This window comes from Herbaspirillum sp. NPDC087042 (genome assembly GCF_044745245.1).
GTDB lineage: Bacteria > Pseudomonadota > Gammaproteobacteria > Burkholderiales > Burkholderiaceae_D > Herbaspirillum.
In genome coordinates this window covers 117,770-140,856 of the sequence record NZ_JBIUZW010000008.1, presented here as the reverse complement: position 1 = coordinate 140,856, position 23,087 = coordinate 117,770, and the positions used below count along the sequence as shown (strand labels likewise).

20 protein-coding genes are annotated in these 23,087 nt (G+C 64.9%); 4 read left to right on the top strand and 16 right to left on the bottom strand.

Annotated features, from left to right (window positions below; genetic code table 11):
* Positions 1-332: 332 nt before the first annotated feature.
* Complete coding sequence (hpaC, locus tag ACIPHN_RS12890; RefSeq protein ID WP_400436694.1) at positions 333-920, bottom strand: 4-hydroxyphenylacetate 3-monooxygenase, reductase component; 588 nt, start codon at positions 918-920, stop codon at positions 333-335.
* A 316-nt stretch (positions 921-1,236) separates the two neighbouring features.
* Here hpaC and ACIPHN_RS12885 point away from each other — a divergent pair, with 316 nt between their 5' ends.
* Positions 1,237-1,869, top strand: coding sequence for a response regulator transcription factor (locus ACIPHN_RS12885; protein ID WP_400436692.1), 633 nt, complete (start codon positions 1,237-1,239; stop codon positions 1,867-1,869).
* Positions 1,870-1,931: 62 nt separating this feature from the next.
* Here the strand turns inward: ACIPHN_RS12885 and ACIPHN_RS12880 are convergent, their stop codons facing one another.
* The 3 genes from ACIPHN_RS12880 to ACIPHN_RS12870 all read right to left on the bottom strand — a co-directional run bounded on the left by ACIPHN_RS12880 (position 1,932) and on the right by ACIPHN_RS12870 (position 4,663).
* Positions 1,932-3,479 (bottom strand): methyl-accepting chemotaxis protein, encoded by a 1,548-nt coding sequence (locus tag ACIPHN_RS12880; RefSeq protein WP_400436690.1) that lies wholly within the window; start codon positions 3,477-3,479, stop codon positions 1,932-1,934.
* Between the two features lie 352 nt (positions 3,480-3,831).
* Positions 3,832-4,014 carry a hypothetical protein gene (locus ACIPHN_RS12875; protein ID WP_400436688.1) on the bottom strand — a complete coding sequence of 61 codons (183 nt, stop codon included), beginning with the start codon at positions 4,012-4,014 and terminating at the stop codon, positions 3,832-3,834.
* A gap of 1 nt (position 4,015) precedes the next feature.
* A complete protein-coding gene (locus ACIPHN_RS12870) occupies positions 4,016-4,663 on the bottom strand; it encodes a hypothetical protein (RefSeq protein WP_400436686.1) in 648 nt (215 codons plus the stop codon).
* 349 nt (positions 4,664-5,012) lie between these two features.
* Here ACIPHN_RS12870 and ACIPHN_RS12865 point away from each other — a divergent pair, with 349 nt between their 5' ends.
* The 3 genes from ACIPHN_RS12865 to ACIPHN_RS12855 are packed head-to-tail and all read left to right on the top strand — an operon-like array spanning position 5,013 to position 9,224.
* Positions 5,013-6,752 (top strand): GMC family oxidoreductase, encoded by a 1,740-nt coding sequence (locus ACIPHN_RS12865; RefSeq protein ID WP_400436683.1) that lies wholly within the window; start codon positions 5,013-5,015, stop codon positions 6,750-6,752.
* Between the two features lie 46 nt (positions 6,753-6,798).
* Positions 6,799-8,265, top strand: coding sequence for a benzaldehyde dehydrogenase (locus ACIPHN_RS12860; RefSeq protein WP_400436682.1), 1,467 nt, complete (start codon positions 6,799-6,801; stop codon positions 8,263-8,265).
* Positions 8,266-8,315: 50 nt separating this feature from the next.
* Positions 8,316-9,224 carry a transporter gene (locus ACIPHN_RS12855; RefSeq protein WP_400436679.1) on the top strand — a complete coding sequence of 303 codons (909 nt, stop codon included), beginning with the start codon at positions 8,316-8,318 and terminating at the stop codon, positions 9,222-9,224.
* Positions 9,225-9,264: 40 nt separating this feature from the next.
* Here ACIPHN_RS12855 and ACIPHN_RS12850 read toward each other — a convergent pair whose 3' ends face one another.
* From ACIPHN_RS12850 to catA, 12 genes are all read right to left on the bottom strand, one after another.
* Entirely contained in the window at positions 9,265-11,181 is a 1,917-nt protein-coding gene (locus ACIPHN_RS12850; RefSeq protein ID WP_400436676.1) for a sigma-54-dependent Fis family transcriptional regulator, read from the bottom strand.
* A 77-nt stretch (positions 11,182-11,258) separates the two neighbouring features.
* Positions 11,259-12,194: a methyl-accepting chemotaxis protein gene (locus ACIPHN_RS12845; protein ID WP_400436673.1), complete on the bottom strand. Its 936-nt coding sequence runs from the start codon at positions 12,192-12,194 to the stop codon at positions 11,259-11,261.
* 46 nt (positions 12,195-12,240) lie between these two features.
* Entirely contained in the window at positions 12,241-13,794 is a 1,554-nt protein-coding gene (locus tag ACIPHN_RS12840) for a dynamin family protein (protein WP_400436672.1), read from the bottom strand.
* Positions 13,791-15,053, bottom strand: a complete 1,263-nt coding sequence (locus ACIPHN_RS12835) for a GTPase (protein WP_400436670.1) — start codon at positions 15,051-15,053, stop codon at positions 13,791-13,793. The genes ACIPHN_RS12840 and ACIPHN_RS12835 overlap by 4 nt, the downstream gene beginning before the upstream one ends.
* A gap of 17 nt (positions 15,054-15,070) precedes the next feature.
* The gene (locus ACIPHN_RS12830; RefSeq protein ID WP_400436668.1) at positions 15,071-16,240 is read right to left on the bottom strand and encodes a benzoate/H(+) symporter BenE family transporter; all 1,170 of its coding nucleotides are present in this window, start codon (positions 16,238-16,240) and stop codon (positions 15,071-15,073) included.
* 148 nt (positions 16,241-16,388) lie between these two features.
* Complete coding sequence (locus ACIPHN_RS12825; RefSeq protein WP_400436667.1) at positions 16,389-17,744, bottom strand: MFS transporter; 1,356 nt, start codon at positions 17,742-17,744, stop codon at positions 16,389-16,391.
* Positions 17,745-17,847: 103 nt separating this feature from the next.
* Positions 17,848-18,240, bottom strand: a complete 393-nt coding sequence (locus tag ACIPHN_RS12820) for a RidA family protein (RefSeq protein ID WP_400436666.1) — start codon at positions 18,238-18,240, stop codon at positions 17,848-17,850.
* Between the two features lie 37 nt (positions 18,241-18,277).
* On the bottom strand, positions 18,278-19,051 hold the full coding sequence (benD, locus tag ACIPHN_RS12815) for a benzoate diol dehydrogenase BenD (RefSeq protein ID WP_400436664.1): 774 nt from the start codon (positions 19,049-19,051) through the stop codon (positions 18,278-18,280).
* Positions 19,052-19,062: 11 nt separating this feature from the next.
* Positions 19,063-20,100 (bottom strand): benzoate 1,2-dioxygenase electron transfer component BenC, encoded by a 1,038-nt coding sequence (gene benC, locus ACIPHN_RS12810; RefSeq protein ID WP_400436663.1) that lies wholly within the window; start codon positions 20,098-20,100, stop codon positions 19,063-19,065.
* A gap of 20 nt (positions 20,101-20,120) precedes the next feature.
* Entirely contained in the window at positions 20,121-20,621 is a 501-nt protein-coding gene (gene benB / locus ACIPHN_RS12805; protein ID WP_400436660.1) for a benzoate 1,2-dioxygenase small subunit, read from the bottom strand.
* Positions 20,618-21,994 carry a Rieske 2Fe-2S domain-containing protein gene (locus ACIPHN_RS12800; RefSeq protein ID WP_400436658.1) on the bottom strand — a complete coding sequence of 459 codons (1,377 nt, stop codon included), beginning with the start codon at positions 21,992-21,994 and terminating at the stop codon, positions 20,618-20,620. The genes benB and ACIPHN_RS12800 overlap by 4 nt, the downstream gene beginning before the upstream one ends.
* Before the next feature lie 115 nt (positions 21,995-22,109).
* Positions 22,110-23,045 (bottom strand): catechol 1,2-dioxygenase, encoded by a 936-nt coding sequence (catA, locus tag ACIPHN_RS12795; protein ID WP_400436657.1) that lies wholly within the window; start codon positions 23,043-23,045, stop codon positions 22,110-22,112.
* Between the last annotated feature and the right edge of the window lie 42 nt (positions 23,046-23,087).

The following is a 23,087-nucleotide window of genomic DNA, read 5'->3' as shown; positions in this document are numbered from 1 at the left end:
CCCGTTCGGACTGAGTAGCGGCATCGCCGCGTATCGAAGGCGCGGAGGTAGTCGCACCTTCGATACGCCGCTGCGCGGCTACTCAGTCCGAACGGTTATTTCATGGTCCCCGGAAAGGCGCTGGTGTTCGACCTTTGAGACGGAACTAACACCATTCCCCCGTTCGGACTGAGTAGCGGCATCGCCGCGTATCGAAGGCGCGGAGGTAGTCGCACCTTCGATACGCCGCTGCGCGGCTACTCAGTCCGAACGGTTTTTTGATGGTTTCCCAGAAAGACGAATGCCGTCCGGTACGAACACGGACGGCATTTTTTCCGGGCGCAGGAGATAGGCTACAACGCCGTACGCTTGACCTTGTGGAACAGGCGATTGAAGTAGATGAGACTGTCCTTCTTCTCATTGACCTTGACCTCGGCCAGCTCGACGAACATCACCGAGTGCGTCCCCACTTCCTTGAACTCGCGGATATGTCCCTGCAGCTTCACCAGCGCATCGGCCAGCACCGGCTGACCCAGCTCGCCCGGGACTTCCCAGATGTCCCAGGAGAAGCGCTCTTCCATGGGCACCTTGGTAGCACCGGAGAAGTGCATGGCCAATTGCTCCAGCTCGTCGGAGAGCACGTTCACGCACAGACGGCCATTCTTCTTGAAGACGTCATGCATGGCGCTGCCACGATTGATGCACACCAGGATGGTGGGCGGCGTATCGGTCACCGAGCACACCGCACTGGCGGTGATGCCGCAACGCCCGCCCTCGCCATCGGTGGTGATGATGGACACCGCCGCCGGCAGGTGCGCCATGGCGTGGCGGAACTCCAGCTGTTCGGGTGCGGGCAGCGGGCGTGCCGGCGACGTATTGGCACCGGTGTCGGACGATGCAGATGAGGTGGCGTTGTCTTGTTGTACTGCATTGGCGCTCATGGAAACTCCCTGGTTTGCACGCCGATGATGCACGGCGCTCGATAACAGCAGGTTAAGGTATGGCCACGATGCACACAATTCGTGCCAAATGCCCGCCCCACAGGGGATTGCGGCAGATCATCTAGGTAAAAATACCTAGACCTTCACCGCTCTGGGGATGGTAAAGTGTCGCTGATCCCGAGAATTTCAGGCCTGTTTTTTGCATAGGTCAAAGCGTGCTGCTTTGATTTATGCCGACCAGCCCACCAAGAAATCGAGAGGGTCGGAAATTGCGCCGGTGCAAGCCGGCTCCATTTTGACGAGACAAGGAGAGATGATGGACAGCAACCCGCCGGTGGTCTACATCGTCGACGATGACGAAGCCGTTCGCACGTCGCTGGCCTGGCTGCTGAGCTCGGTCAACATTCGCACCGAGTGCTTCGATGGCCCGGAAGCCTTTCTCAAGGCCTACGACGCCAATAGCCTGTCCTGCCTGATCCTGGATGTACGCATGCCGGAGATCAGCGGCTTCCAGCTACAAGACCGCTTGAAGGAAATCGGCGCTGACATTCCCGTGATCTTCGTCTCGGGGCATGGGGATATCCCGATGTCGGTGCGCGCCCTGCACAATGGCGCGGTCGATTTCCTGGAAAAACCCTACAACTCGCAGCAGATGCTGGAACGTATCCAGATGACGCTCAAGAACGTGGCTGGCAACCTGCAGGCCCGCGAGCGCCGCCAGTTGCTGAAGGCGCGCCTGAAGACGCTGACGGTGCGCGAACGCGAGATTCTGGAGAAGGTCATCATGGGCCAGTCCAGCAAGCTCATCGCCCGCGATCTCAATATCAGCGTCAAGACGGTGGACGTGCATCGCGCCAGCGTCAAGGACAAGCTGGGCTGCCAGAGCACCGCCACGCTGGTGCGCGACGTGCTGATGGACTTCGGCCCCGAGTTCCTGCGCGCGGCCTGAAGCCTCCCCCATCTTCCTGCATCACGGAACGATCGCCGGCCTCATCAGCCGGCGATCGTTTTTCATGCCGCCTGCAAGGAGAAGAAGGCCACCGCGCGCTTGAGCTCAGCGGCCTGGTCTTCCAGTGACTTGGCGGCGGCCGCGGCCTGTTCCACCAGCGCGGCATTCTGCTGGGTCACGCCATCCATCTGGCCCACCGCCTGATTGACCTGATGGATGCCCTCGGCCTGTTCGCGGCTGGCGGTGCTGATCTCGCCCACCAGCGTATGCGCGCCGTGCACGCTGCCCACCACTTCCTGCATGGTCTTGCCGGCCTGCGCCACCAGCGCGCTGCCGGCGCCGACCTTGTCGACCGAATCATCGATGAGCTGCTTGATCTCCTTGGCCGCCGCCGCCGAACGCTGCGCCAGCGCCCGCACCTCGGAGGCCACCACGGCAAAGCCGCGTCCCTGCTCGCCGGCGCGGGCCGCCTCCACCGCTGCATTCAGGGCCAGGATATTGGTCTGGAAAGCGATGCCATCGATGACCCCGATGATGTCGACGATCTTGCGCGAGGACTCGTTAATGGTAGCCATGGTGGCGATCAGCTGGTCCATCACCACGCCACCCTGCCCCGCCACGGAGGCGGCCGAACTGACCAGGTCATTGGCCTGGTGGGCGTTCTCGGAATTGGTACGCACGCTGGAGGTGAGCTGCTCGATGGAGGCCGCCGTCTCTTCCAGCGCGCCGGCCTGTTCTTCGGTACGGGCCGACAGGTCCAGGTTGCCGTTGGCGATCTCGCCCGAGGCGATGGCGATGCTGTCGGCGCCATGGCGCACGGTAGAGACCACGCCATGCAGGCGCTCGCTCATGCCCTGCAGCGACGTCACCAGCTGGCCCAGTTCATCGCGGCCCACCACCACGGCACGCGAGGTCAGGTCACCGGCGGCCACGCGTTGCGAGATGGCCAGCGCCGCGTGGACCGGGCGCGTGATGCTGCGTGTGAGCAGCACCGCAAAGGCCACGCCGCAGAGCAGGATCACCGCTTCCAGCGCAAAGATCTGCCATTGGCTGCTGGCGGCATCGCGCTGGATCTGTGCCGATATCTCATCGATGCGGGCGCGCTCGAAATCGAGCAATGCCCCCATCGCCACCTGGGTATTCCTGGCGATGCCGGTGTATTGCTGTTGATAGAGCTGGTCGACCTTGGCGACATCGCCCTGCTTCTTGGCGGCGTAGATTTCATCGCGGATCGTCAGGAACTGCTTGCGGGCGGCATTGATGGTGGCGAACAGCTTCTTTTCGTCATCGCTGGTCAGCAGGGTCTCGACGTCCTTGAGGGTCTGCGCCGATTCCTTGCTGGAGGCGGCCGCCTCCTTGCCCAGGAAGGCTTCCAGTTCCGGATCGCGGCTCTTGACCACGGTGGTAGTGCGCTGGATGGCGATGAGCAGCAGGGTATTCCATTGCGAGACCAGGCGTTCGGTCTTCAGCGGCACATCCATCATCTGCTGGGTCTGCTGCGCCACGGTCTTGAGGCGCCAGATACCGGTGGCCGCCACCACCATGGAAAACACCAGCACCACGGCGAACCCCGCCCCCAGGCGCGAACCGATACGTATGTTCTTGATCATTATTGTCATTCCTACCGCGTTATCCACGGCACCCCGGCGGCGGACCATCCCTGGCGGCCCGTCGTGACCGGCTTGCCCCTGTGCCGGCACGGCAAGACCGGCCCCGACCGGTACTTGCGATACTGACTTGCCAGACGATTCTAGGAGCGGCCTGCATTGCCGACCATATCAAATTTAAGAAATGATCCATGCCGAAAAGGCAAGGACAAGGCGGCAGGCCGCGTCAGGCAAGGAATGGCATGGATAGCCACAGGGAAACGTTACGCAATGACAACGCGAAATAATTTACGACCGTGTGCCCGGGATAGGCTGTTTATTGATACGGCAACAACGAAACAAGCGACACTTGGCGTCAACGCTGCCCGGAAAGATCGGAGACGACTTCCTGGCCCATCAACGCCGCGATGACCCTGCGGGCGCGTTTTTTTTCGGCAATGACCGTTTCATCATTGCTCTTGAGTTCGTCGAGGCGCTTTTCCCATTGCAGCCATGTGCTCACCGATGCCAGTGGAGAGGGGCTTTCCAGAAACAACATATCATCGCCTCGCTTTCTCGATCGTTTTCTTGACCAGGTCAAACAGCCAAATTGCATGCAGCTTAGAGACAGACTTCAGTCTGTCCTCGACTGCGTTGCTGAGTTCATAGCGGTACCGGATCATACCAGCCCGTTCAAGGGCAACATTGAAAAGATGTGGGCCCAGCGCTTCGTTGAAAAAGACGCCACGCGCGCCCAGGGAACGAATACCCTTGATGAAGGCCAATTCGCCATGCTGGATCATCTCCACCCCATCCCGAATTCTTCGGGATGTCGCCCAATACCATGAGCCATCGTGACCATGGGCGAAGATCTCCAGCAATCCGGGGCGCTCCAGTAGATGCCTGACATCGGCAACACTCAGTGCAAGACCAGATGGATGATTGTGGTGTATGACCAGCCGTTCCCGCTTTGTCTTCGCGCGCGCCAGATGCAATCTGGGAAGCCCCACACAATCCACCGCGCGATCAGTATGCCGGACGACGAGCTTGCCGTTCTTGCCGCAATAGCAGACCAGATGCTCGAATCCGCTTCGACGTCCTGCTGCCAGCACGTAGTGACGAGAATGCGCATCCCGGGAGAATTTCAATTCGCTTGCCAGCAAACACAAGTCCGCCTTCACTCGCGGCGATGACACTTTCGCGACCATACGCTCAATCCCATTCTCTGGCTGAAGCGCGAGATCCTAACGGACACACGAAAATACGCCAGCCCCGCCTGGATTTCTGTCAGTGCCCCTCAATTCTGACGAACTAGAGCATGACTCCTTCCCCCCATCTCGCCACCAAGACTGTTGCAACCTGCCTCTGTGCCGCATGCACTGGCGCAATTCGCGTCACGTCCGCTCGCCTGTACAACGTCGGCATGGCACCGTGAATCCTTTGTTTTCAAGGACTTGCACCTCTCCCGGGGCAGCACTCGAGGCTGGCACAACGCTTGCGATAGCAAGCCCCGCCAGGCGCCAAAGCTACTGGACAACATCAATAAACGGAGACTTCATGGACACAAGAACGCCCTGCGGCGATGACCTCGCACGCGGTGACCGCATCAACGCATTGGAACAGGCGCTCGCCACAGGCAAGATCGAGCGCCGCCATTTCATCAAACTGGCTGCCGCCCTGGGCATGAGTGCCGCATCCATCCAGAGCATCGCCCAGCAAGCCGAAGCCATCGCCAGCAACCAGGCCGAACGCGCCAGGGAACTGCAGGCCGCCTATGACTATATCGTGGTCGGCGCCGGCTCCTCGGGCTGCGTGGTGGCCAGTCGCCTGTCGGAGAATCCGGACGTGAGCGTGCTGCTGCTGGAAGCCGGCGGCAGCGACGATGCGCCCAGCATCCTCGATCCCGGCGTCTGGTACACCAACCTCGGGACCGAACGCGAATGGGGCGACAAGTCACTGCCGCAGCGTCACCTGCATCAACGCACCCTGAGCCTGGCCATGGGCCGTGCCATCGGCGGCGGCAGCAGCATCAATGTGATGGCCTATGCGCGCGGCCACAAGAGCGACTACGACTACTGGGCGGCCGAGGCGGGCGACCCGTCGTGGAATTACGATCATGTACTGGCCATCTACAAGCGCATCGAGGACTGGCAGGGCAACCCCGACCCGGCCTATCGTGGCCAGGGCGGCAACGTCTGGATCCAGCCGGCCAAGGATCCCAATCCGATCGCTCCGGCGATGAAACGGGCTGCCGCGGCCATCGGCATCCCCTCCTTCGACGATCACAATGGCGCCATGATGGAAGGCCCCGGTGGCTGCGCCATCGCCAATACCTCCATCAAGGACGGCCGCCGCCGCAACATGGCGGGGCACTACCTGCATCCGGTCATGCAGCGCAAGAACCTGACCGTGCTGACCCAGGCGGAGGTGCAGCGCCTGCAGCTCTCGGGCAAGCGCGCCACCGGGGTGGAGATGAACTGGCAGGGCCAGCAGCACCGTATTGCCGCACGCAAGGAAGTGATCCTGTCAGCCGGCGCGCTCAATTCGCCCAAGCTGCTGATGCTCTCGGGCATCGGTGACGAAACCATGCTGCGCCGGGCCGGCGTGCCGGTGCGCCACCACCTGCCGGGCGTGGGCCGCAATTTCATGGACCACATCCTGCTGGGTGGCTGCGTCTGGGAATACAACACGCCCGAGCCACCCCGCAACAACCTGGCCGAATGCACCTTCTTCTGGAAGAGCGACAGCAAGCTGGCCTCACCGGACCTGCAACCCTTCCAGATCGAGATCCCCTTCACGTCGGAATCGACATCCAAGCAATACCAGGTCCCGCAGGCGGCCTGGTCGATCGCGCCGGGACTGGTGCAGCCCAAGAGCCGTGGCTACCTGGAACTGCAATCGGCCGATCCGCGCGACCGCCTCAAGATCCACGCCAACTTCCTCTCGCATCCGGACGACCTCAAGGCCTTGGTACGCGCCGTGGAGCTGTGCCGCGAGATCGGCAACCAGGCCGAACTACGCCCGTTCGCCAAGCGCGAAGTGATGCCGGGGCCACTCTCGCCCAGGCAGATGGAGAGTTTCGTGCGCGACGCCGCCCTGACCTACTGGCACGAGACCGGTACCTGCAAGATGGGGCGCGACCCGATGGCCGTGGTCGATAGCCGGTTGCGGGTGCGGGGTATCGACGGCCTGCGCGTGGCCGACGGCTCCATCATGCCGCGCGTGACCACCGGCAACACCATGGCGCCTTGCATGATCATCGGTGAGCGCATGGCCGAGATCCTCCAGCAGGCCTGACTCATCTTGGCTCATCCTTCCTCTCTCTACCCAAGGAACAGACACCGTGCAATCCCTCTTTGAAACCAGCAGCCACTGGCAAGGCAAGATCTACTCGGATGGCTGGCGCGACGCCGACGGCGGCAGTGCCGAGGTCATTGAACCGGCGACCCAGCAGCGACTGGGCCGCACCGGTATCGGCAGCGCCAGCGACATCGACCGTGCCGCAACCAGCGCGGCGCGCGCGCAGCGCGACTGGGCCGCGACCTCCTTCACCGAGCGCGCCCGCATATTGCGCGAAGCGGCCCGCCTCATGCAGCAGCACGCCGCCGACTTCAACCACTGGAATATCCGCGAATGCGGTTCGGTCCGGCTCAAGGCCGAATGGGAACTGGCACAGTGCTGCGAGCAACTGCACATGGCGGCCGCGCTACCGATGCAGCCCGAGGGCATGCTGTTTCCCTCCAGCCTGCCGGGTCGTCACAACCAGTGGCGGCAGGTTCCCATCGGCGTGGTCGGGGTGATCTCGCCCTGGAACTTCCCCTTGCTGCTGTCGATGCGCTCGGTAGCGCCGGCACTGGCACTGGGCAATGCGGTCATCCTCAAGCCCGACACCCACAGCGCGGTCTGCGGTGGCCTGCTGCTGGCGCGCCTGTTCGAACTGGCGGGCCTGCCTGCAGGCTTGCTGCATGTGATCCCGGGCGGGCCAATCACCGGCGATGCGCTGGTGAAGCATCCCGGCGTAGGGATGATCGCCTTCACCGGCTCCACGGCAGTGGGGCGCGCCATTGGGCAGGCCTGCGGACAGATGCTCAAGAAAGTGGCACTGGAACTGGGCGGCAACAATGCACTGGTGGTGCTGGCCGATGCCGATCTCGACGCGGCCGCCTCCAATGGCGCCTGGGCCTCGTTCCTGCACCAGGGCCAGATCTGCATGCAGGCCGGACGCCACCTGGTGCATCGCTCGGTGGCGGCAGCCTATGCGGAGAAACTGGCGGCCCGGGCCAAGGCGCTGCAGGTGGGCGATCCCCACCTGGGCCAGGTCCATCTGGGTCCGCTGATCAATGCCCGCCAGCGCGACCGGCTGCATGCGCTGGTGAGCGAGAGCATCGACGCCGGCGCCAGCGTATTGGCCGGCGCCCGCTACGACCAGCTGTTCTACGAACCCACCGTACTGACCGCCGTCACCCCCGGCATGGCCGTCTACGACCAGGAGCTATTCGGCCCGGTGGCCCCCATCGCCGTCTTCGATGATGAAAGCGAAGCCATCGAGATGGTCAACGCCAGCCCCTACGGACTGGCCGCTGCCATCCACAGCCGCGACGTGGCGCGCGCCACCGCGCTGGGTCGCCAGTTGCGCTGCGGCATGGTGCACATCAACGACCAGACCGTGAACAACGAATTCCAGGTGCCATTCGGTGGCATGGGCGACTCGGGCAACGCCAGCCGTTTCGGTGGCCCCGCCAGCGTGCACGAATTCACGCAGAGCCAGTGGCTGAGCATCACCGACCAGCCGATCCACTACCCCTTCTGATCCTGAATCGCCACAACCACAACCACAACCACAATTACGGAGACACATCCATGCATCCCTCCCACCAAGCAGCCCCTGCCCTGCGCGCTACCCTCATGGCCTGCGCCGCCGCACTGGCCATGCTGGCCGGCGGCACCCAGGCCGCCGAAATCGCCACCGACCCGGGCGACTACGCCGCCCTGCCTGCTGGGACCAACCTCGGCCTGCTCTACCTGCAGCACACCGAGCGCAATGCCAACTACGCCAACGGCAATCGCACCGCGGGCGACTTCAGGCTGGTGACCGATATCGGCCTGGCACGCCTGGTCCATTTCATGAAACTGGGGGACTACGTGATCGATCCACAGATCATCATCCCCTGCGGCAAGGTCGACCTGAAGACACCCTTCGGTCCGCTCAATCCGGTCTCCGCCAGCGGCATGGGTGATCCTCTGGTGGGCGCAACGCTGTGGCTGCTGAACCAGCAGGAACAACAGCGCTGGCTGGGCGTATCGGCGTTCGTGTCGCTCCCGGCAGGCAGCTACGATGGCGCCAGGGGACCGGTCAATCTCGGTGAGAACCGCTGGAAAGGCATCTTCCAGCTGGGCTACGTGACGGCGCTGCCCGCCAACTTCATGCTGGACGTGGTCGGTGAATATGCGGTCTATGGCAACAACAATGACTTCCTCGGCATGAAGCGCGAACAGGATGCGTCCTATGGCCTGCAAACCCACTTGCGCTACATGTTCTCACCCACCACCTCGGTGGCGCTGTCGTACTACCAGGATTTTGGTGGCGCGACGACCCTCAATGGCGCCGCCCAGAACGATCGCATGAACAATGGCCGCCTGCAGCTGGGCTTCTCCACGTTCGTCAGCCCCAGCGTGCAACTGATGGCGCAGTATGGCCAGTCGGTCAAGGTCGAGAACGGGGCCAAGGAATCGAACCGCTTCAACCTCAGACTCGCCAAGGTATTCTGAGTCCGAGTCCGCGATATCGCTGCCCTGCCGCACGGCAGGGTCAGCGCGACTTCTTCATCCAGCGATGCAAGGTGGAACGGTTCACGCCCAGCCGTTGGGCCGCCGCCGAGACATTGCCATCGACCTCGCGCAAGGTCGCCTCCAGCAGCGCCTGATGGTGCTGCTGCAGCGAGCCCGTACTGGCCCGCCCCGGCTGCGGCACGCCAGCAGGAGCAATCGGTTGCCGCAACTCCGGTGGCAGGTGCGCCAGGCCGATCGGCTCGCCCGGTTCCGCCACGACCCGGGCCAGGCGCAAGGCCGAGCGCAGCTGACGACAATTGCCCGGCCAGGGCAACTGCTGCAGGAGGTCGAGGCAGGCGGGCTCGATATCCTCCTGCTGCACCCCCTCCTGTGCCAGCAAGACCGCAATGAGGGCAGGCAACTGCTTTCGTTGTCGCAGCGGCGACAGCAGCAGGCGCATGCCATCCAGCCGGAACAGCAGGTCAGCCCGGAAGCGTCCCTGTGCCACCAGTTGATCCAGCGGCTGGTGCGTGGCACCGAGCAGCTGGAACTCCAGCTTGCGCGCGCCTGCCTCGCCCAGTCGGGTGACTTCCCGCGTCTCCAGCACCCGCAACAGCCGGGTCTGCAAATCCAGCGGCATGTCGCCGATCTCATCAAGGAACAGGGTGCCGCCGTGGGCCTGCTCCAGCCGACCCTTGGCACCGCCTCGCCGTGCCCCCGTGAAGGCGCCATCGGCATGACCGAACAATTCGCCCTCGATCAGTTCGCGCGGAATGGCGCCGCAATTGATGGCGACGAAGGCACCAGCACGCAGGCGACTGTTGTCATGGAGGCTGCGGGCGGCGACTTCCTTGCCGCTGCCCGATTCACCCAGGATCAGCACCGGCAAGCCGGCGTCCAGCGCGCGTACCGCCTTGGGCAGGGCGCGCGTGATCTCATCGTCGCCGAACTCGGGGAAGCCTGGGCCGCCTGCCGGCGTTGCCAGCGCGTCGACCGATGGGCCGATTGCGGTCGTGCGCGCACGCGGCCTGGCCTCGATCGCGCTCAGGTACAGCGCCAGGCCCGAACGCAGGCGCCACTCGGCCAGCGCTTGCTGCGCCAGCAGGTCGGCTAGAGCGGAAAAGCGCCCCTGGAACAGATCATCGTGATGCAAGCCGGCGATATCGCCGTGCAGATCCAGCAGATGGCGCGCGGCATGGTTCGCCGCCAGCACCTCGCCGTCGCCACCGAAGGCCAGCATGGCGTTGCCCTGTCCGCCCACGGCGGCATGGCGCCAGCGCAGCAGTACCCGCAACCGCGCCGGCACCGCCCGGAACAAGGCCCCCTCGATGGCATTGGCACTGTCCTGCATCAGCGAGAGCACGCCGAACTGCGGCAGCGGCGTATCGCGGGTGACGTCGATCGTCCCGCGCAGTTCTCCATGAATGCCGAAGATGGGCGCGGCGGCACACTGGAAGCTGCCATGCTGGGCAAAGAAGTGTTCGTGGCCGAACACGCCCACGGCGGCCCCCTCGGCCATGGCGGCGGACATGGCATTGGTGCCGATGCGATCCTCGGACAGGTTGACGCCCGGCCGCAGCGCACGCCGGATCAGCTCCCCGCAACGTTGTACCGGGCCATGCACGGCGACCGCGAAGCCATCGGCGTCGGTCAGCAGCAAGCCATAGCCGCCACCGCCGAGCACGCGCGCCAGCCGATCGAATTCGGGTAGCGCCGCCTGGATCAGGTCGCGACTGCACTCGCGCAAGGCATCCACGGCATTGCCCAGGACGGGGTCGAAACTGGTGCTCTCCCCGGCCTGATAGCCGACGCCGCGACAGCGCTGCCAGGAGCGTAGTACCGGATCAGGCACAAGGCCGCTGGGCAGCGTGCCTTCCTCGAAGAACAGGCGGCGGGCAATGCAGAGACGTTCGGGCGCCACCAGGGCCCTTCCCGGCAATTCGGCGAACTGTGCCATATGGTTTCCCCCGGTGAAGACAAGCCTGCCCACCCAGGCAGGCCAGGACAATGGAAGATGCAAGCGCGCGGCAGCCCTCAGTCCGGCAGGACGACCCCGGCCAGGCCCTGTTGCTGCAAGCCCTGCATCTGCTGCGACAGCCTCTCCGCCACCCGCGACTGCTGCGCCAGCGCGTCATTGATCCCGCCGACGATGGCCACGCGCTTGCGGGCGCCTTCGATGACCTCGGCCATGGCCTCGTGCGCCGCCGCTGCACCGGTGCGACCGACACCGGCCTGCGTCACCGCCTGCTCGGCCTCGCGCAGTGCATGGCCGGACGAGCGGCTGAGCGAGTCGGCGATGCGCCCGATCTCCTTGCTGGACAATCCCACCCGCGCCGCCAGCCGCTTGACCTCGGCGGCCACCACGGCAAAGCCGCGTCCGCTCTCGCCGGCGCGTGCCGCTTCGATGGCCGCGTTCAGGGCCAGCAGGTTGGTCTGGCTGGAGATCTCGTGAATATCCTCGACAATGCTGCCGATGGTGGCGGCCTGTGCCACCAGGTCACGATAGGTCTGCAGCGAGGCATCGATGTAACGACTGATCGTGGCCACCGAATCGACCACCTGCTGCACCGCCGCCACTGCACGGTCGACGCTGCCGCCGGACTGCCGGGCCACCACACCGGCTCGCCCCATGTCGGCGATACTCTGCGCCAGCAGGGCCAGCAAGTCCTGTACGCGCTCCTGCAGGGCCGCGATATCTTCCTGGCTCACCTGCGCGCCCTGGGGCGCGAGTTCCTCCATCACCACCTGCCCGGTCACCATCGGCAAGCACATGCCGACCGCTTCGGCTGGCCCGTCCGGCGCCGATGACCGGCGCGCCGTCAGCAGCACGCCCAGCATCACCAGCGGCAGCAGCAAGGCCAGGCCGGTGTCGATGGCGCCGCCCGCCGAGGCCAGCATGCTCCAGCAACTGCCGGCCACCACGATGACCGCACTGGTCAAACATAGGCCCTTCAGATTGTTCGTCAACATTCCTGTCTCCTCTCTGTCTTTTTTGATTGCTGCGCAGCCTGTTCTTTTAATGTGCCAGCGCATCGGCCTGCGCCGTCCCGCGCAAGTCCCGGTCAATCGCGGCCAGACTGTGCTGGCCCTGATGGATGATGTCCTGCTTGCGGCGCACCGCCTGCGCCAGCGCCTCCAGTCGCTCCTCGCAATGCTGCACCAGCGCCGCGGCCTGTTCGTCGAGCAGGGTGAGCACGGCCTTGTCGAGGTCGGCATAGAGCTTTTCGTAGGACACCGGCATGTCCTCGCTGGCCGGCACATAAGCGCTCGCCGCCGGGGCCTCCAGCCGGATCGCGCCGGGCAATACCAGTGCGTGGCCTTCCAGCACGGCCTGCGCATGGCGTGCAAAGGCTGCGCCGAGTTGCTGCACGAGCGCCTCGCAGACGGCCTGGACATCACCCGCCTGCGCATGCTGCTCCAGCAGCTCCGGCAAGCCCGGGATGATCTCGCGCCAGGCCAGCTGGACGATGCGCGCCTGGCGCGCTGCCAGCGAGTCCCGCTCGGTCTGCACCGCGTGCTGCAGGGCGATCAGCGCTGGCAGGGTGTGGGCCTGCATCGGTGCCAGCACTTCTTCCTGCAGGTGATGCAGCAGGACTTCACCCGGCTTGCGCTGCCGATAGGACAGGGCCGGCCCCAGCAAGGCCAGCAGGGCCGCATACAAGCGGTCGAAGCCGGCACCCGCCATGGCAGGCCCATCCTCGCCCTGGGTACGCGCCACATGGGCCGACACCGAGACCGGCGCTTTCAACTGCGCCTGCGCCACGCCCAGCGAGCGCAGCTTGTCGGCGGCACGCGTGCGCACATCGGCCTCCTGGTCGGCCCGGTTGGCATCGGACTTGTTGCGCAGCAGCTTGACGATCTCGCCATCGACTTCGTCCTCGTCGATGACGTCGCTGCGCGTGACCACCGGCAACAACGGCTTGCCACGCCGCAGTTCACGCGCCAGCTCATCGAGTTCCTGCACCTGGCCCGGCGAAGTCGAGCTGGTCAGCCACAGCACGCCATCGGCGCTGTCCAGGAAACGTTGGGTCAGGGCCGCGTTGTCATCGGTGGCCGAGTGCAGGCCGGGCGTGTCCAGCAATACCAGGCCGTCGCCCAGGCAGACGCCCTGCAGGCGCGCCGTGGTCTCGGTGGCGCCTTCGTGGAAGACCTGCGCGCTCGCCACGATCTGCCCGCCCTCCAGGTGGAAGTACTGCACCGCCTGCCCCTGCCGGGCAAAGCGCGCGGCCAGGAAATTGCAGAGCGAGCTCTTGCCGGCATTGAACTTGCCGAACACCAGCAACATCACCTTGCCCTCGAAGTGCTGCGCCAGGGCGCGCGCCGGGGCCAGTGCCTGCCATTGCTGCTGGCGATGGCGCTGCTGTTCTTCCAGCTCGCGGTGGATGGCTTCGATGCGCAGTGCCAGGGCGCTGCCGGGCCGCAAGCCCGCACTGTCGATACGCCCTGCCTCCAGCGCCTGTCCCAGGCTGGCCAGCCATTCCCGCATGCGCGTCATCAGCGGCGCCAGGTCGATGCCATCGCTGCCCGGATGGCGCACCGCCTCGATGAAGTCGTGCTCGCCGCTGCTCATAAGGCCTCCAGCTGCGCCAGCGATTGCTGCGCGCGCCGGGCTGCCTGCAGCGCCTGGCCGGCCTCGACCAGGGCCTGCACCAGCGCCTGCCGATCCTCAGAGAGTTCGTAGTAGTGCAGGAAGGCGTCGGTCAGTTGCGCCCGCCCGGCCGGCTCGCAGAAACGGCGGCGCAAGTCGTCGCGGTATTTCACGGAGACCCCCATGACGGCCACCATGACCGTATCGAGGCTGCGCACCGAGGTCTGCTGGGCGGCCGGCAAGCCTTCCACGCCATGCTTGACCAGATGGCCGCGAATGGCGATGCAGGCACGCGAATAGGCGATCTGGATACGCGCCCGCTCGCGCTTGCCGGCGGTCAGCTTGAATTCATCGGCGGCGCTGTCGGGGATGAGGGCGGCATCGATGCCCTGCACCTCCAGTACCGGCAGCAGATCCTGGGCCACCTTCTCCAGCACCTCGGCCAGACCCGTCTCGAAGTCCTGGCGTTGCTGCTGCTGGCGTTGTTGCAGTGTCTGCTGTTGCTGCTGCGCCCGCTCGCCCTGTTGTGTCAGTTGCGCGGCCAGCTCGCCGAAGAGCAAGGCCGTCTCATGCCGGCGTGCCTGCGGCACCTGCGCCATGGCCTCCGCCAGCAAACCCTGCAGGGCCGGGATGCCACTCTTCTCCAGCAGCAGCTTCTTGCCCCCCTCCACGCCGGCACGGTGTCGCGTCGCCGAGACCGGGTACAGGTCCAGCTGCGGGGCCTGCTCCCGGATGGCGGCGGAGACCCGTTCCAGTTGCGCCGCATCGGCCATCTGGTCGACCTGGGTCAGCACGAACAGGGTCTGACGCCGGGTGCGCTGCTGGTCCTCGCGCAAGGCGGCCAGCAAGCCGCGCTCGGTGGCGTCGAGCTCGCCCTCCTTGGCCGCATGCACGAACAGGCGGATGTCGGCCTGCAGCCAGGTCGCTTCCTGGGCATGGCTGTCGTCCAGCTCGGCCACGTCGGCGTCCAACCCGGGCGCATCCAGCCAGCGCACATCTTGCTGCAGGTGCTCGGCCAGGGTCACGGTCTCGCGGCGGTCAGCCACCGAGAACAGGTCGCGGCCCATCAGTTCATTGAGCAGCCGGCTCTTGCCGTGGTTGTACTTGCCCACCACCGTGACGGTAGGCGGTGCCGCGCGGCGCGCCAGGGTGCGCAGCCGTGCCAGGTCATGCGCGCGTGCCGGGGCCACGGCCAGCACATCGCGCGCCAGCCGGTCGAAATGGTCTGTCTGCATCTCCATGCTTGTCTCTTTCCTTGTCATTGTTTTTTCACCGGGCGGCCCAGCAGCCAGTACGCCGCCATGCCGAACACCACGCCCCAGAAGGCCGCACCGAGGCCGAACAGGCTCATGCCCGAGGCGGTCGCCAGGAAAGTGATTACAGAGGGTTCTACGTAAGTGCTTTCATCGCTCATCAGGCGGATGTTGGAGACGATGGCGCCGATCAGCGCCAACCCTGCCAGGGCGGCAATCAGCGCCGCCGGGAAGGCCGTGAACAACTTGACGATGGAGGCCGCGAAACAGCCGCCCACCAGATAGAAGACGCCATTGGCAATGCCCGCGATATACCGTCTGCCCGGCTCGGGATGGGCGTCGCGGCCGGTGCACAGTGCCGCCGTGATCGCTGCCAGGACGATAGTGATGCCGCCGAAGCAGGCCGTGAGCATGGAGGCCAGGCCGGTCCCGGTCACCACCGCGCGCGAGGGCGGATGGTATCCAGCCAGCTGCAGCACCGCCATGCCCGGCAGGAACTGCCCGGTCAGGCTCACCAGCACCAGTGGCACGGTAAAGCTGAAGAACACGCCGATGCTGAACTGCGGCGCGATGAAGACCGGGCTGGCCAGTTCCAGCCCCAGCACCCGCAGGTCGGTCTTGCCGGTGGCGAAGGCCACCGCGAACCCCACCAGCGCCACCACCACGATGCCGTAGCGCGGCCACCAGCGCCGTCCCGCCAGGTAGGCCGCCAGCATGGCCAGCACCATCAGTGGCGCATCCACGCTGGAGCGGAAGGCATTCACGCCGAACTGGAACAGGATGCCGGCCATCATCCCGGCGGCGATGCCCTTGGGGATGAAGGCCAGGATCTTCTCGAAGTAGCCGGTCACGCCGATCAGGGCGATGAGCGCGCCGGCCATCAGGTAGGCGCCCACCACCTCGGGCATGCTGATGGCGGGGAAGAGGCTGAGCAACAAGGCCGTGCCCGGCGCCGACCAGGCCGTGATGATGGGCATCCTGAACCACCAGCTCAACAGCAGCCCGCTCACGCCGGCCCCCATGGAAATGGCCCAGATCCAGGAGACCAGTTGTGCCGCCGGGATATGCCCCGCATGAGCGGCCTGCACGAAGATCACCAGCGGCCCCGCATACGAAATCAGTACTGCCAGGAAGCCCGCTACCCAGGCGGTGAGCGAACCATGTTTTAGCGCCATGAATCTGTCCTTGCTGTTGTTCAGATACCGGATGTTGCGGGCGCGCGGAACGCGGCCACGATGGAAGACTAGGAACGGCTCGGCGCCTCCGGAAGACCAGCCTCCGAAGGCGCCAACTCAGTCACTGCAGCCGCTGCAGGATCCGATCTTATACGCTGCGCGAGACCACCGCTGCGCCATGCTGTTGTGCCGCTGCGCGTGCCACGCCGCGATAGCGCAGGATGAACACGCCGATGGCCAGCGCCGCCACCAGGCCCGGTACGGCAAAGACCAGGAAGTTCATGCTCAGCGGCAGCGACGCCGCCATCAGCCAGCCGCCCAGCAAGGGACCGACGATGGCGCCGGTGCGGCCCACGCCCGAGGCCCAGCCCAGGCCGGTGGAACGGATCGCCTGCGGATAGAACTGGGCGGTATTGGCATACAGCAGGATCTGGGTACCGATAGTGGTGGCACCGGCAATGATGATGAGCAGGTAGAGCATGGCCATCGGACTATTGAAGCCCAGCAGCGCAATGGCCACCGTGCCCAGCGCGAAGAAGCCCAGCACCACCTTGGGCAAGGTGAAGCGATCCCCCAGCCAGCCACCGCTGATGGCACCGACCACGCCGCCGAAGTTCAGCGCCAGCAGGAAGGACAGCGACGAGCCGAGGCTGTAGCCGGCGTTGGCCATCAGCTTGGGCAGCCAGGAACCGAGGGCATAGACCATCAGCAGGCAGCAGAAGAAGGACAGCCAGATCATCAGCGTGCCCACGGCGCGCTGGTGCTTGAACAGCTCCAGCATGGGTACGCCCGCGCCCTTGGCCTCGGCCTGCACCAGCTGCACATCGGCATCCAGACGCAGCTGTGGGGCCACCTGTCGCAGCATGGACCGGGCGACATCCTCCTTGCCATGGCGCAGCAGGAAACCGACCGATTCCGGCAGCTTCCACAGGATCAGCGGCAACAGTACCAGTGGCACGGCGGCGGCAAAGAACATCGATTGCCAGCCGAAGCGCGGCAGCATGTAGATGCCCAGGCCGGCGCACAACACACCACCCAGCGAATAGCCGCTGAACATGATGGCCACCAGCGTGCTGCGCAGGCGCTTGGGCGCGTACTCGTTCATCAGCGCCACCGCATTGGGCATCAGCCCGCCGCAGCCCAGGCCGGCGATGAAACGGTAGACACCGAACTCGGTGGGGGTGGTGGCGAAGCCGCTGACGAAGGTCGAGAGGCTGAAGAGGATGAAGCTGATGGCCACGCCCTTCTTGCGGCCGATGCGATCGGCCAGCGGGCCGAAGATGAAGGCGCCGAACATCATGCCAAACAGCGCATAGCTGCCCAGCGCGCCGGCCTGCACCGGGCTCAGGCTCCACTCCTTCATCAGCACCGGCAGCACCGCGCCGTAGATGAAGAGGTCATAGCCATCAAAGATCAGCAGCAATGCGCATAGGCACATCACCATCCAGTGGAAGCGCGTGAATGGCGCGCCGTCGATGATCTGGCCGACTTCCTGTGTTTTCATGGATCTCCTCCGTTGTATCGGTTGTGTTGCGTCGTTATAGGTCTTGTTCTGGCGATACGTCGGGCTGCAGCCCGATTCGGTTTTTATGGTCTTGCGTGGGTGATTACAGTTCTGCGACCACCTTGATCTCGATGATGTAGCCCGGCGCGCCGCCCAGCATGTGGGCGCCGATGGCGGTCCAGGGTGGCAGCGGGTGCGAGGTGAAATAGCGGTTGCGCACCTTCATGAACAGCGGCAGGTCGCGCATGTCGGTATGGAAGGTGGTCAGGTCCACCACATCGGCCATGGTCGCGCCGGCCGTCTCCAAAATGAGCTTGAGGTTCTCGAAGGCTTGCACGATCTGGGCTTCGCGCCCTTCCACCAGTTGCATGGAAAGGTCACGCCCGATCTGGCCCGATACGTAGATGGTATTGCCCACCCGCAGTCCCGGGGCATAGCCGATCTTGTCGTAGACCTCTTCCATCCCCTTGGGAATGATGGCTTTGCGCTCTGGCATCTTGTCTCCTGGTGTGATTGTTATTGTCGGCCGCTGTTCAGCCGTTATCGCCGCCAGCCACCGGCAGCACCGCACCGGTGATGTAGCTGGCCTCTTCCGAGGCCATGAAGAGGATGGGGGCGATCTGCTCCTCCAGCGTGGCGTAGCGCTTGAAGAAGGTCGATCCGGTCACCTGCTGCACGGCCTCCTGCATCCACACCTGCTCCCGGGCGTTGTCGCCGGCGGCATTGCGCGGAATGCGACGCGGCGGTGCCTGGGTGCCGCCCGGCGCGGTGGCCACCACACGGATGCCCTGCTCGCCATACTCCATGGCCAGCGCCATGGTCAGCGCGTTGACACCACCCTTGGCCGCCGAATACGGCACCCGGCGAATGCCGCGCGTGGCATTGGAGGAGACATTGACGATGGTGCCGCCGCCCTGCGCCAGCAGATGCGGCAGCACGGCATGGCAGCCATAGAGGGTGGGCATGAGCGAACGGCGGATCTCGGCATCGATCTGGGCCGGTTCGAATTCGGCGAAGGGACGCATGCGGATGGCTCCACCCACGCCATTGACCAGGATGTCGATGCCGCCGAAGGCCTGCACCGCATAGGCCATGGCGGCCTGCGCGCCTTCGTAGGTTTCCAGGTCGGCGACAAAGCCCAGGCCACGGCCATCGGCGGCCTCGGCGGCGACCTCATGGACCAGCTCGGCGCGGTCCACCAGCAGCACCCGCCCGCCTTCGGCCGCGATCCCCAGCGCCACGCCGCGCAGGATGCCTTGCGCGGCGCCGGTGACGACCGCCACGCGGCCGGCGAAGCGGTGCTTCATCGGCGCGCTGCTCATGCCGCCACGGCCGCCGGGGCCGGCTGGCTGGTGACGAACTTCTCGTAGTGGAAGCTGGCCGGGGCGATGCCGTTGGCCTGGAAGTGCTTCTGCACGGCCTCCACCATGGGCGGCGGGCCGCACAGGTAGACATCCACGTTGCCATCATGCAGCACCGCCGCCGGCATGTGCTGGGTCACGTAACCCTGGTGCGGATGCGTGGTGGCGGGGTCGGCCACACAGGTGGTGAAGCTGAAGCCGGGCAGGCGCCGGGCGTACTGCTCCAGTTGTTCCACCAGCACCAGGTCCTGGTCGCGGGTGACGCCATAGATCAGGTGGACCGACTGGGCCAGCCCCTGACCCTGGCGCGCCAGTTCTTCCAGCATCGACAGGAAAGGCGCCAGTCCCGTACCACCGGCCAGCATCAGCAACGGCCGGGTCACCGGACGCAGATAGAAACTGCCCAGCGGCCCCGTCATTTCCAGCGCCGTACCCACCTTGGCGCCGGCCAGCCAGCCGCTCATCAGGCCGCCCGGCACGTTCTTGATCAGGAAGCTCATGCGCGCATCGCCCGAGGCCGAGCTGAACGAGTACGAGCGATGCTGGTCGCTGCCCGGCACGCCGATGTTGACGTACTGGCCGGGCAGGAAGGCCGGGGCATCGGCACCGGTGTCCAGCGTCAGCGTGAAGGCCGCCTCGCCAAAGGCGGTGATGTCGGCCACCGTGCCGCCGAACTTCGCGGTGCCGGTCTTGCAGGCGCTGGAGGGCACCGGCACGGCGACGACGCAATCCGATTGCGGCACCATCTGGCAGGTCAGCACCATGCCCTCGGCGGCCTCGTCCTCGTTGAGGGCGTCTTCGATGTAGTCGTCACCCAGGTCGTACTGCCCACTCTCGGCGCGACACTTGCAGGTGCCGCATACGCCGTCGGAGCAATCCATGGGCAGGTTGATGCGCTGGCGGAAAGCCGCATCCAGTACTTTTTCCTTGGCGCCGCACTCGATGATGCGGGTGACCCCGTCTTCGAAGTTCAGGGCGATGCGATAGCTGCTCATCTTGTGTCTCCTGCTGCCGGTCAGACGTGATAGACGTCGATGACCTGGCGGATATAGTCATTCTTCAGCACGATCTTCTTGCGGGCGATCAGGAAGCCCCCCTCGACCTTGCGCAGCGTCACCAGCATCGTGCCGAAGAAATGGTCGGTGATCTTGTAGCGGTGGCTCAGGGTATGGAAGTTGTAGCGCACCTCCACGGCATCGTCGCGCTCGGCCAGGATCTCGACGTTGGTGATCATGTGGTTGGTGCGCGGCTCCGGCATCGAGGCGCTGGAGCGCTCGGTCTTGATGCGGAACACGCGGTCTTCCAGGCCATCCCGGTTGGGGTAGTACATCAGCGAGATCTGGCTGTCGGGATCTTCGGTCAACTGGTCGTCGTCGTCCCAGGCCGGCATCCAGTACTCGACGTCGGTGGCATAGAGTTCCAGCCACGACTCCCATTGACGCTCGTCCAGGTAACGCGCCTCGCGATAGAGGAAGGCGCTGATGGCGCCGTGATCGGCAGGATTGGCGATACTCATTGCTCTGCTCCTTGCCGCGCGGCGGCACGTTCCTTCTCGACGGCCTGGCGCATCTGCCCGGTCCAGTAGTGGTGCTGGCAGACGAACAGGCCTTCATCCTCGCTGCGCTCGCCGCTCAGCAGCGGCTTCATGCCCATCTTGACGGCGTTCTCGTCCGGCCCTTCCTTCCACAGCGGCGCACCGCGACTCATGTCGTTCCAGCGCACGGCCGAACCGGCGTAGCCGGCCTGGCAGGCGCGGAATTCTTCCAGGTCATCGGCGGTGCCCATGCCGGAGACGTTGAAGAAGTCCTCGTACTGGCGGATGCGCACGCGACGGTCTTCGGCGCTCTCGCCCTTGGGGCCGAAGCAGAAGATGCTGATCTCGGTCTTGTCCACGCTGATCGGACGGGCCACGCGGATCTGGGTGCCGAACTGGTCCATCAGGAACACGTTGGGATACAGGCACAGGTTGCGGGTCTGGGCCACGATGGTGTCGGCGCGGGCCTGGCCCACGCGGGCGGCCAGTTCTTCGCGCTGGTTCCAGATGGGGCGCACTTCGGGGTTCAGGGTATTGGTCCACAGCAGGATGTGGCCGTTCTCGAAACCATAGACGCCGGCGACGGCCTTGCTCCAGTTGTTGGCATCGGTGGCCTTGGTGCCGCCTTCCTTGCGGCGGCTCATGGTGGCGCCGTAGTTCCAGTGCACGGTGCTGACGTGGTAGCCGTCGCAGCCGTTTTCCATCTGCATCTTCCAGTTGCCGTCGTAGATGTAGCTGGAGTTGCCGCGCAGGACTTCCAGGCCATTGGGGGCCTGGTCGACGATCTGGTCGATGATCACGCGGGTCTCGCCCAGGTAGTCTTCCAGCGGCATGACATCGGCGTTGAGGCTGCCGAAGAGGAAGCCGCGATAGTTCTGGAAGCGCGCCACGCGGGTCAGGTCGTGCGAGCCGTTGTGATTGAAGGAGACCGGGTATTCGGTGGTCTTCTCATCCTTGACCTTGAGCAGCTTGCCGGTATTGCCGAAGGTCCAGCCGTGGAACGGGCAGGTGAAGCTGCTCTTGTTGCCGTGCTTGCGCCGGCACAGCATGGCGCCCTTGTGCGCGCAGGCATTGATGACGGCATGCAGCTCACCGTTCTTGTCACGGGTCACCACCACCGGCTGGCGGCCGATCCAGGTGGTGTAGTAGTCGTTGTTGTTGGCGACCTGGCTCTCGTGGGCGAGATAGACCCAGTTGGACTCGAAGAGATGCTTCATCTCCAGTTCGAACAACTCGGGATTGGTGAAGATGTCGCGGCGGCAGCGGAAGATGCCGTTGGCCTTGTCTTCCTGCAGGGCGGTCTCCAGCAGCTTCTCGACTTCGTCGTACTTGTCGGCGGTGGCAATGGTGTTCATGGTGCGGTTTCTCCAGGGTGCAAGCCTCCCCCCGCGATGGCCAGCCATCGCGGCGTGTCAACAGGCAGGGGGAGGATTGACGGGTAGTGCTTGCGACGCTTGGTCGCTAGCGCGCTCAGGCGGCCAGGCGGGGACGGTCGACGATCTGGTTATCGGCGCCCTGGACCAGGGTGCTCAGCTTCATGTCGAAGACGATCTCGGCAAACGGACCTTCCAGACCTTCGGCCTTGATGCTGGCCGCATCGGTACGCTCGACCAGCGGCGGCACCAAGCCTTCGCGGGTGGCATAGGCGAAGTCGTCATAGATCAGCGGATCGCCATCGATGTTGATCTGGGTGGTCAGCTTGCGATGGCCGTCGGCGGTGACGAAGAAGTGGATGTGCGCCGGACGGTTGCCGTGACGGCCCAGTTCGTTCAGCAGGCCCTGGGTCGGACCATCGGGCGGGCAGCCATAGCCGGCCGGCACGATGCTGCGCAACTTGTAGCGGCCCTGGGCGTCGGTGATGATGGTACGACGCATGTTGAAGGGACGCTGCTCACCGGTCGGGTCGAAGTGCGAATAGAAACCCTTGGTGTTGGCATGCCAGACCTCGACCTTGGCGCCCGGCATGGGCTTGCCGTCGGCGCCAAAGATGGTGCCGTGCATGATCAGGGTGTGGCCAGCCTTGTCGCTGCCGTCATCCAGACGGGCAAAGCCCTGCTCCACCGGCGCGCCGGCCACGTACAGCGGACCCTCGATGGTGCGCGGGGTACCGTTGACCACGCCCTGGGCGGCATCCTCGGCATCCATGCGCATGTCCAGGAAGCGGTCCAGACCCAGGCCCGGCGAGAGCAGACCGGCTTCGCTGGAAGCACCGACGCGGTTCAGATAGGCGATGCCGGCCCAGTATTCGTCCGAAGTGATTTCCAGGTCTTCGATGGTCTTGAACAGATCCGACAGAATGCGGTGCACGATCTGCTTGGTGCGCGGGCTGCCACCATCGGTGTCCAGGCCGCTGGCCAGGCGCAGGAAGTCTTGTACTTCGGGGGTGCTGAAAATCTTGGCTGCCATGTGTGTCTCCTGTTTGATTTGTTGGAAGGAAAAAAATACGCT

Bases quoted from the DNA above. Each gene is read 5' to 3' on its own strand.
- ACIPHN_RS12880 (WP_400436690.1), bottom strand. From the start codon at position 3,479: ATGATCAAGAACATACGTATCGGTTCGCGCCTGGGGGCGGGGTTCGCC.
- ACIPHN_RS12855 (WP_400436679.1), top strand. From the start codon at position 8,316: ATGCATCCCTCCCACCAAGCAGCCCCTGCCCTGCGCGCTACCCTCATG.
- ACIPHN_RS12875 (WP_400436688.1), bottom strand. From the start codon at position 4,014: ATGTTGTTTCTGGAAAGCCCCTCTCCACTGGCATCGGTGAGCACATGG.
- ACIPHN_RS12850 (WP_400436676.1), bottom strand. From the start codon at position 11,181: ATGGCACAGTTCGCCGAATTGCCGGGAAGGGCCCTGGTGGCGCCCGAA.
- hpaC (WP_400436694.1), bottom strand. From the start codon at position 920: ATGAGCGCCAATGCAGTACAACAAGACAACGCCACCTCATCTGCATCG.
- ACIPHN_RS12870 (WP_400436686.1), bottom strand. From the start codon at position 4,663: ATGGTCGCGAAAGTGTCATCGCCGCGAGTGAAGGCGGACTTGTGTTTG.
- ACIPHN_RS12885 (WP_400436692.1), top strand. From the start codon at position 1,237: ATGGACAGCAACCCGCCGGTGGTCTACATCGTCGACGATGACGAAGCC.
- ACIPHN_RS12800 (WP_400436658.1), bottom strand. From the start codon at position 21,994: ATGAACACCATTGCCACCGCCGACAAGTACGACGAAGTCGAGAAGCTG.
- ACIPHN_RS12820 (WP_400436666.1), bottom strand. From the start codon at position 18,240: ATGCCAGAGCGCAAAGCCATCATTCCCAAGGGGATGGAAGAGGTCTAC.
- ACIPHN_RS12830 (WP_400436668.1), bottom strand. From the start codon at position 16,240: ATGGCGCTAAAACATGGTTCGCTCACCGCCTGGGTAGCGGGCTTCCTG.
- benD (WP_400436664.1), bottom strand. From the start codon at position 19,051: ATGAAGCACCGCTTCGCCGGCCGCGTGGCGGTCGTCACCGGCGCCGCG.
- ACIPHN_RS12845 (WP_400436673.1), bottom strand. From the start codon at position 12,194: ATGTTGACGAACAATCTGAAGGGCCTATGTTTGACCAGTGCGGTCATC.
- benC (WP_400436663.1), bottom strand. From the start codon at position 20,100: ATGAGCAGCTATCGCATCGCCCTGAACTTCGAAGACGGGGTCACCCGC.
- benB (WP_400436660.1), bottom strand. From the start codon at position 20,621: ATGAGTATCGCCAATCCTGCCGATCACGGCGCCATCAGCGCCTTCCTC.
- ACIPHN_RS12825 (WP_400436667.1), bottom strand. From the start codon at position 17,744: ATGAAAACACAGGAAGTCGGCCAGATCATCGACGGCGCGCCATTCACG.
- ACIPHN_RS12865 (WP_400436683.1), top strand. From the start codon at position 5,013: ATGGACACAAGAACGCCCTGCGGCGATGACCTCGCACGCGGTGACCGC.
- ACIPHN_RS12835 (WP_400436670.1), bottom strand. From the start codon at position 15,053: ATGGAGATGCAGACAGACCATTTCGACCGGCTGGCGCGCGATGTGCTG.
- catA (WP_400436657.1), bottom strand. From the start codon at position 23,045: ATGGCAGCCAAGATTTTCAGCACCCCCGAAGTACAAGACTTCCTGCGC.
- ACIPHN_RS12840 (WP_400436672.1), bottom strand. From the start codon at position 13,794: ATGAGCAGCGGCGAGCACGACTTCATCGAGGCGGTGCGCCATCCGGGC.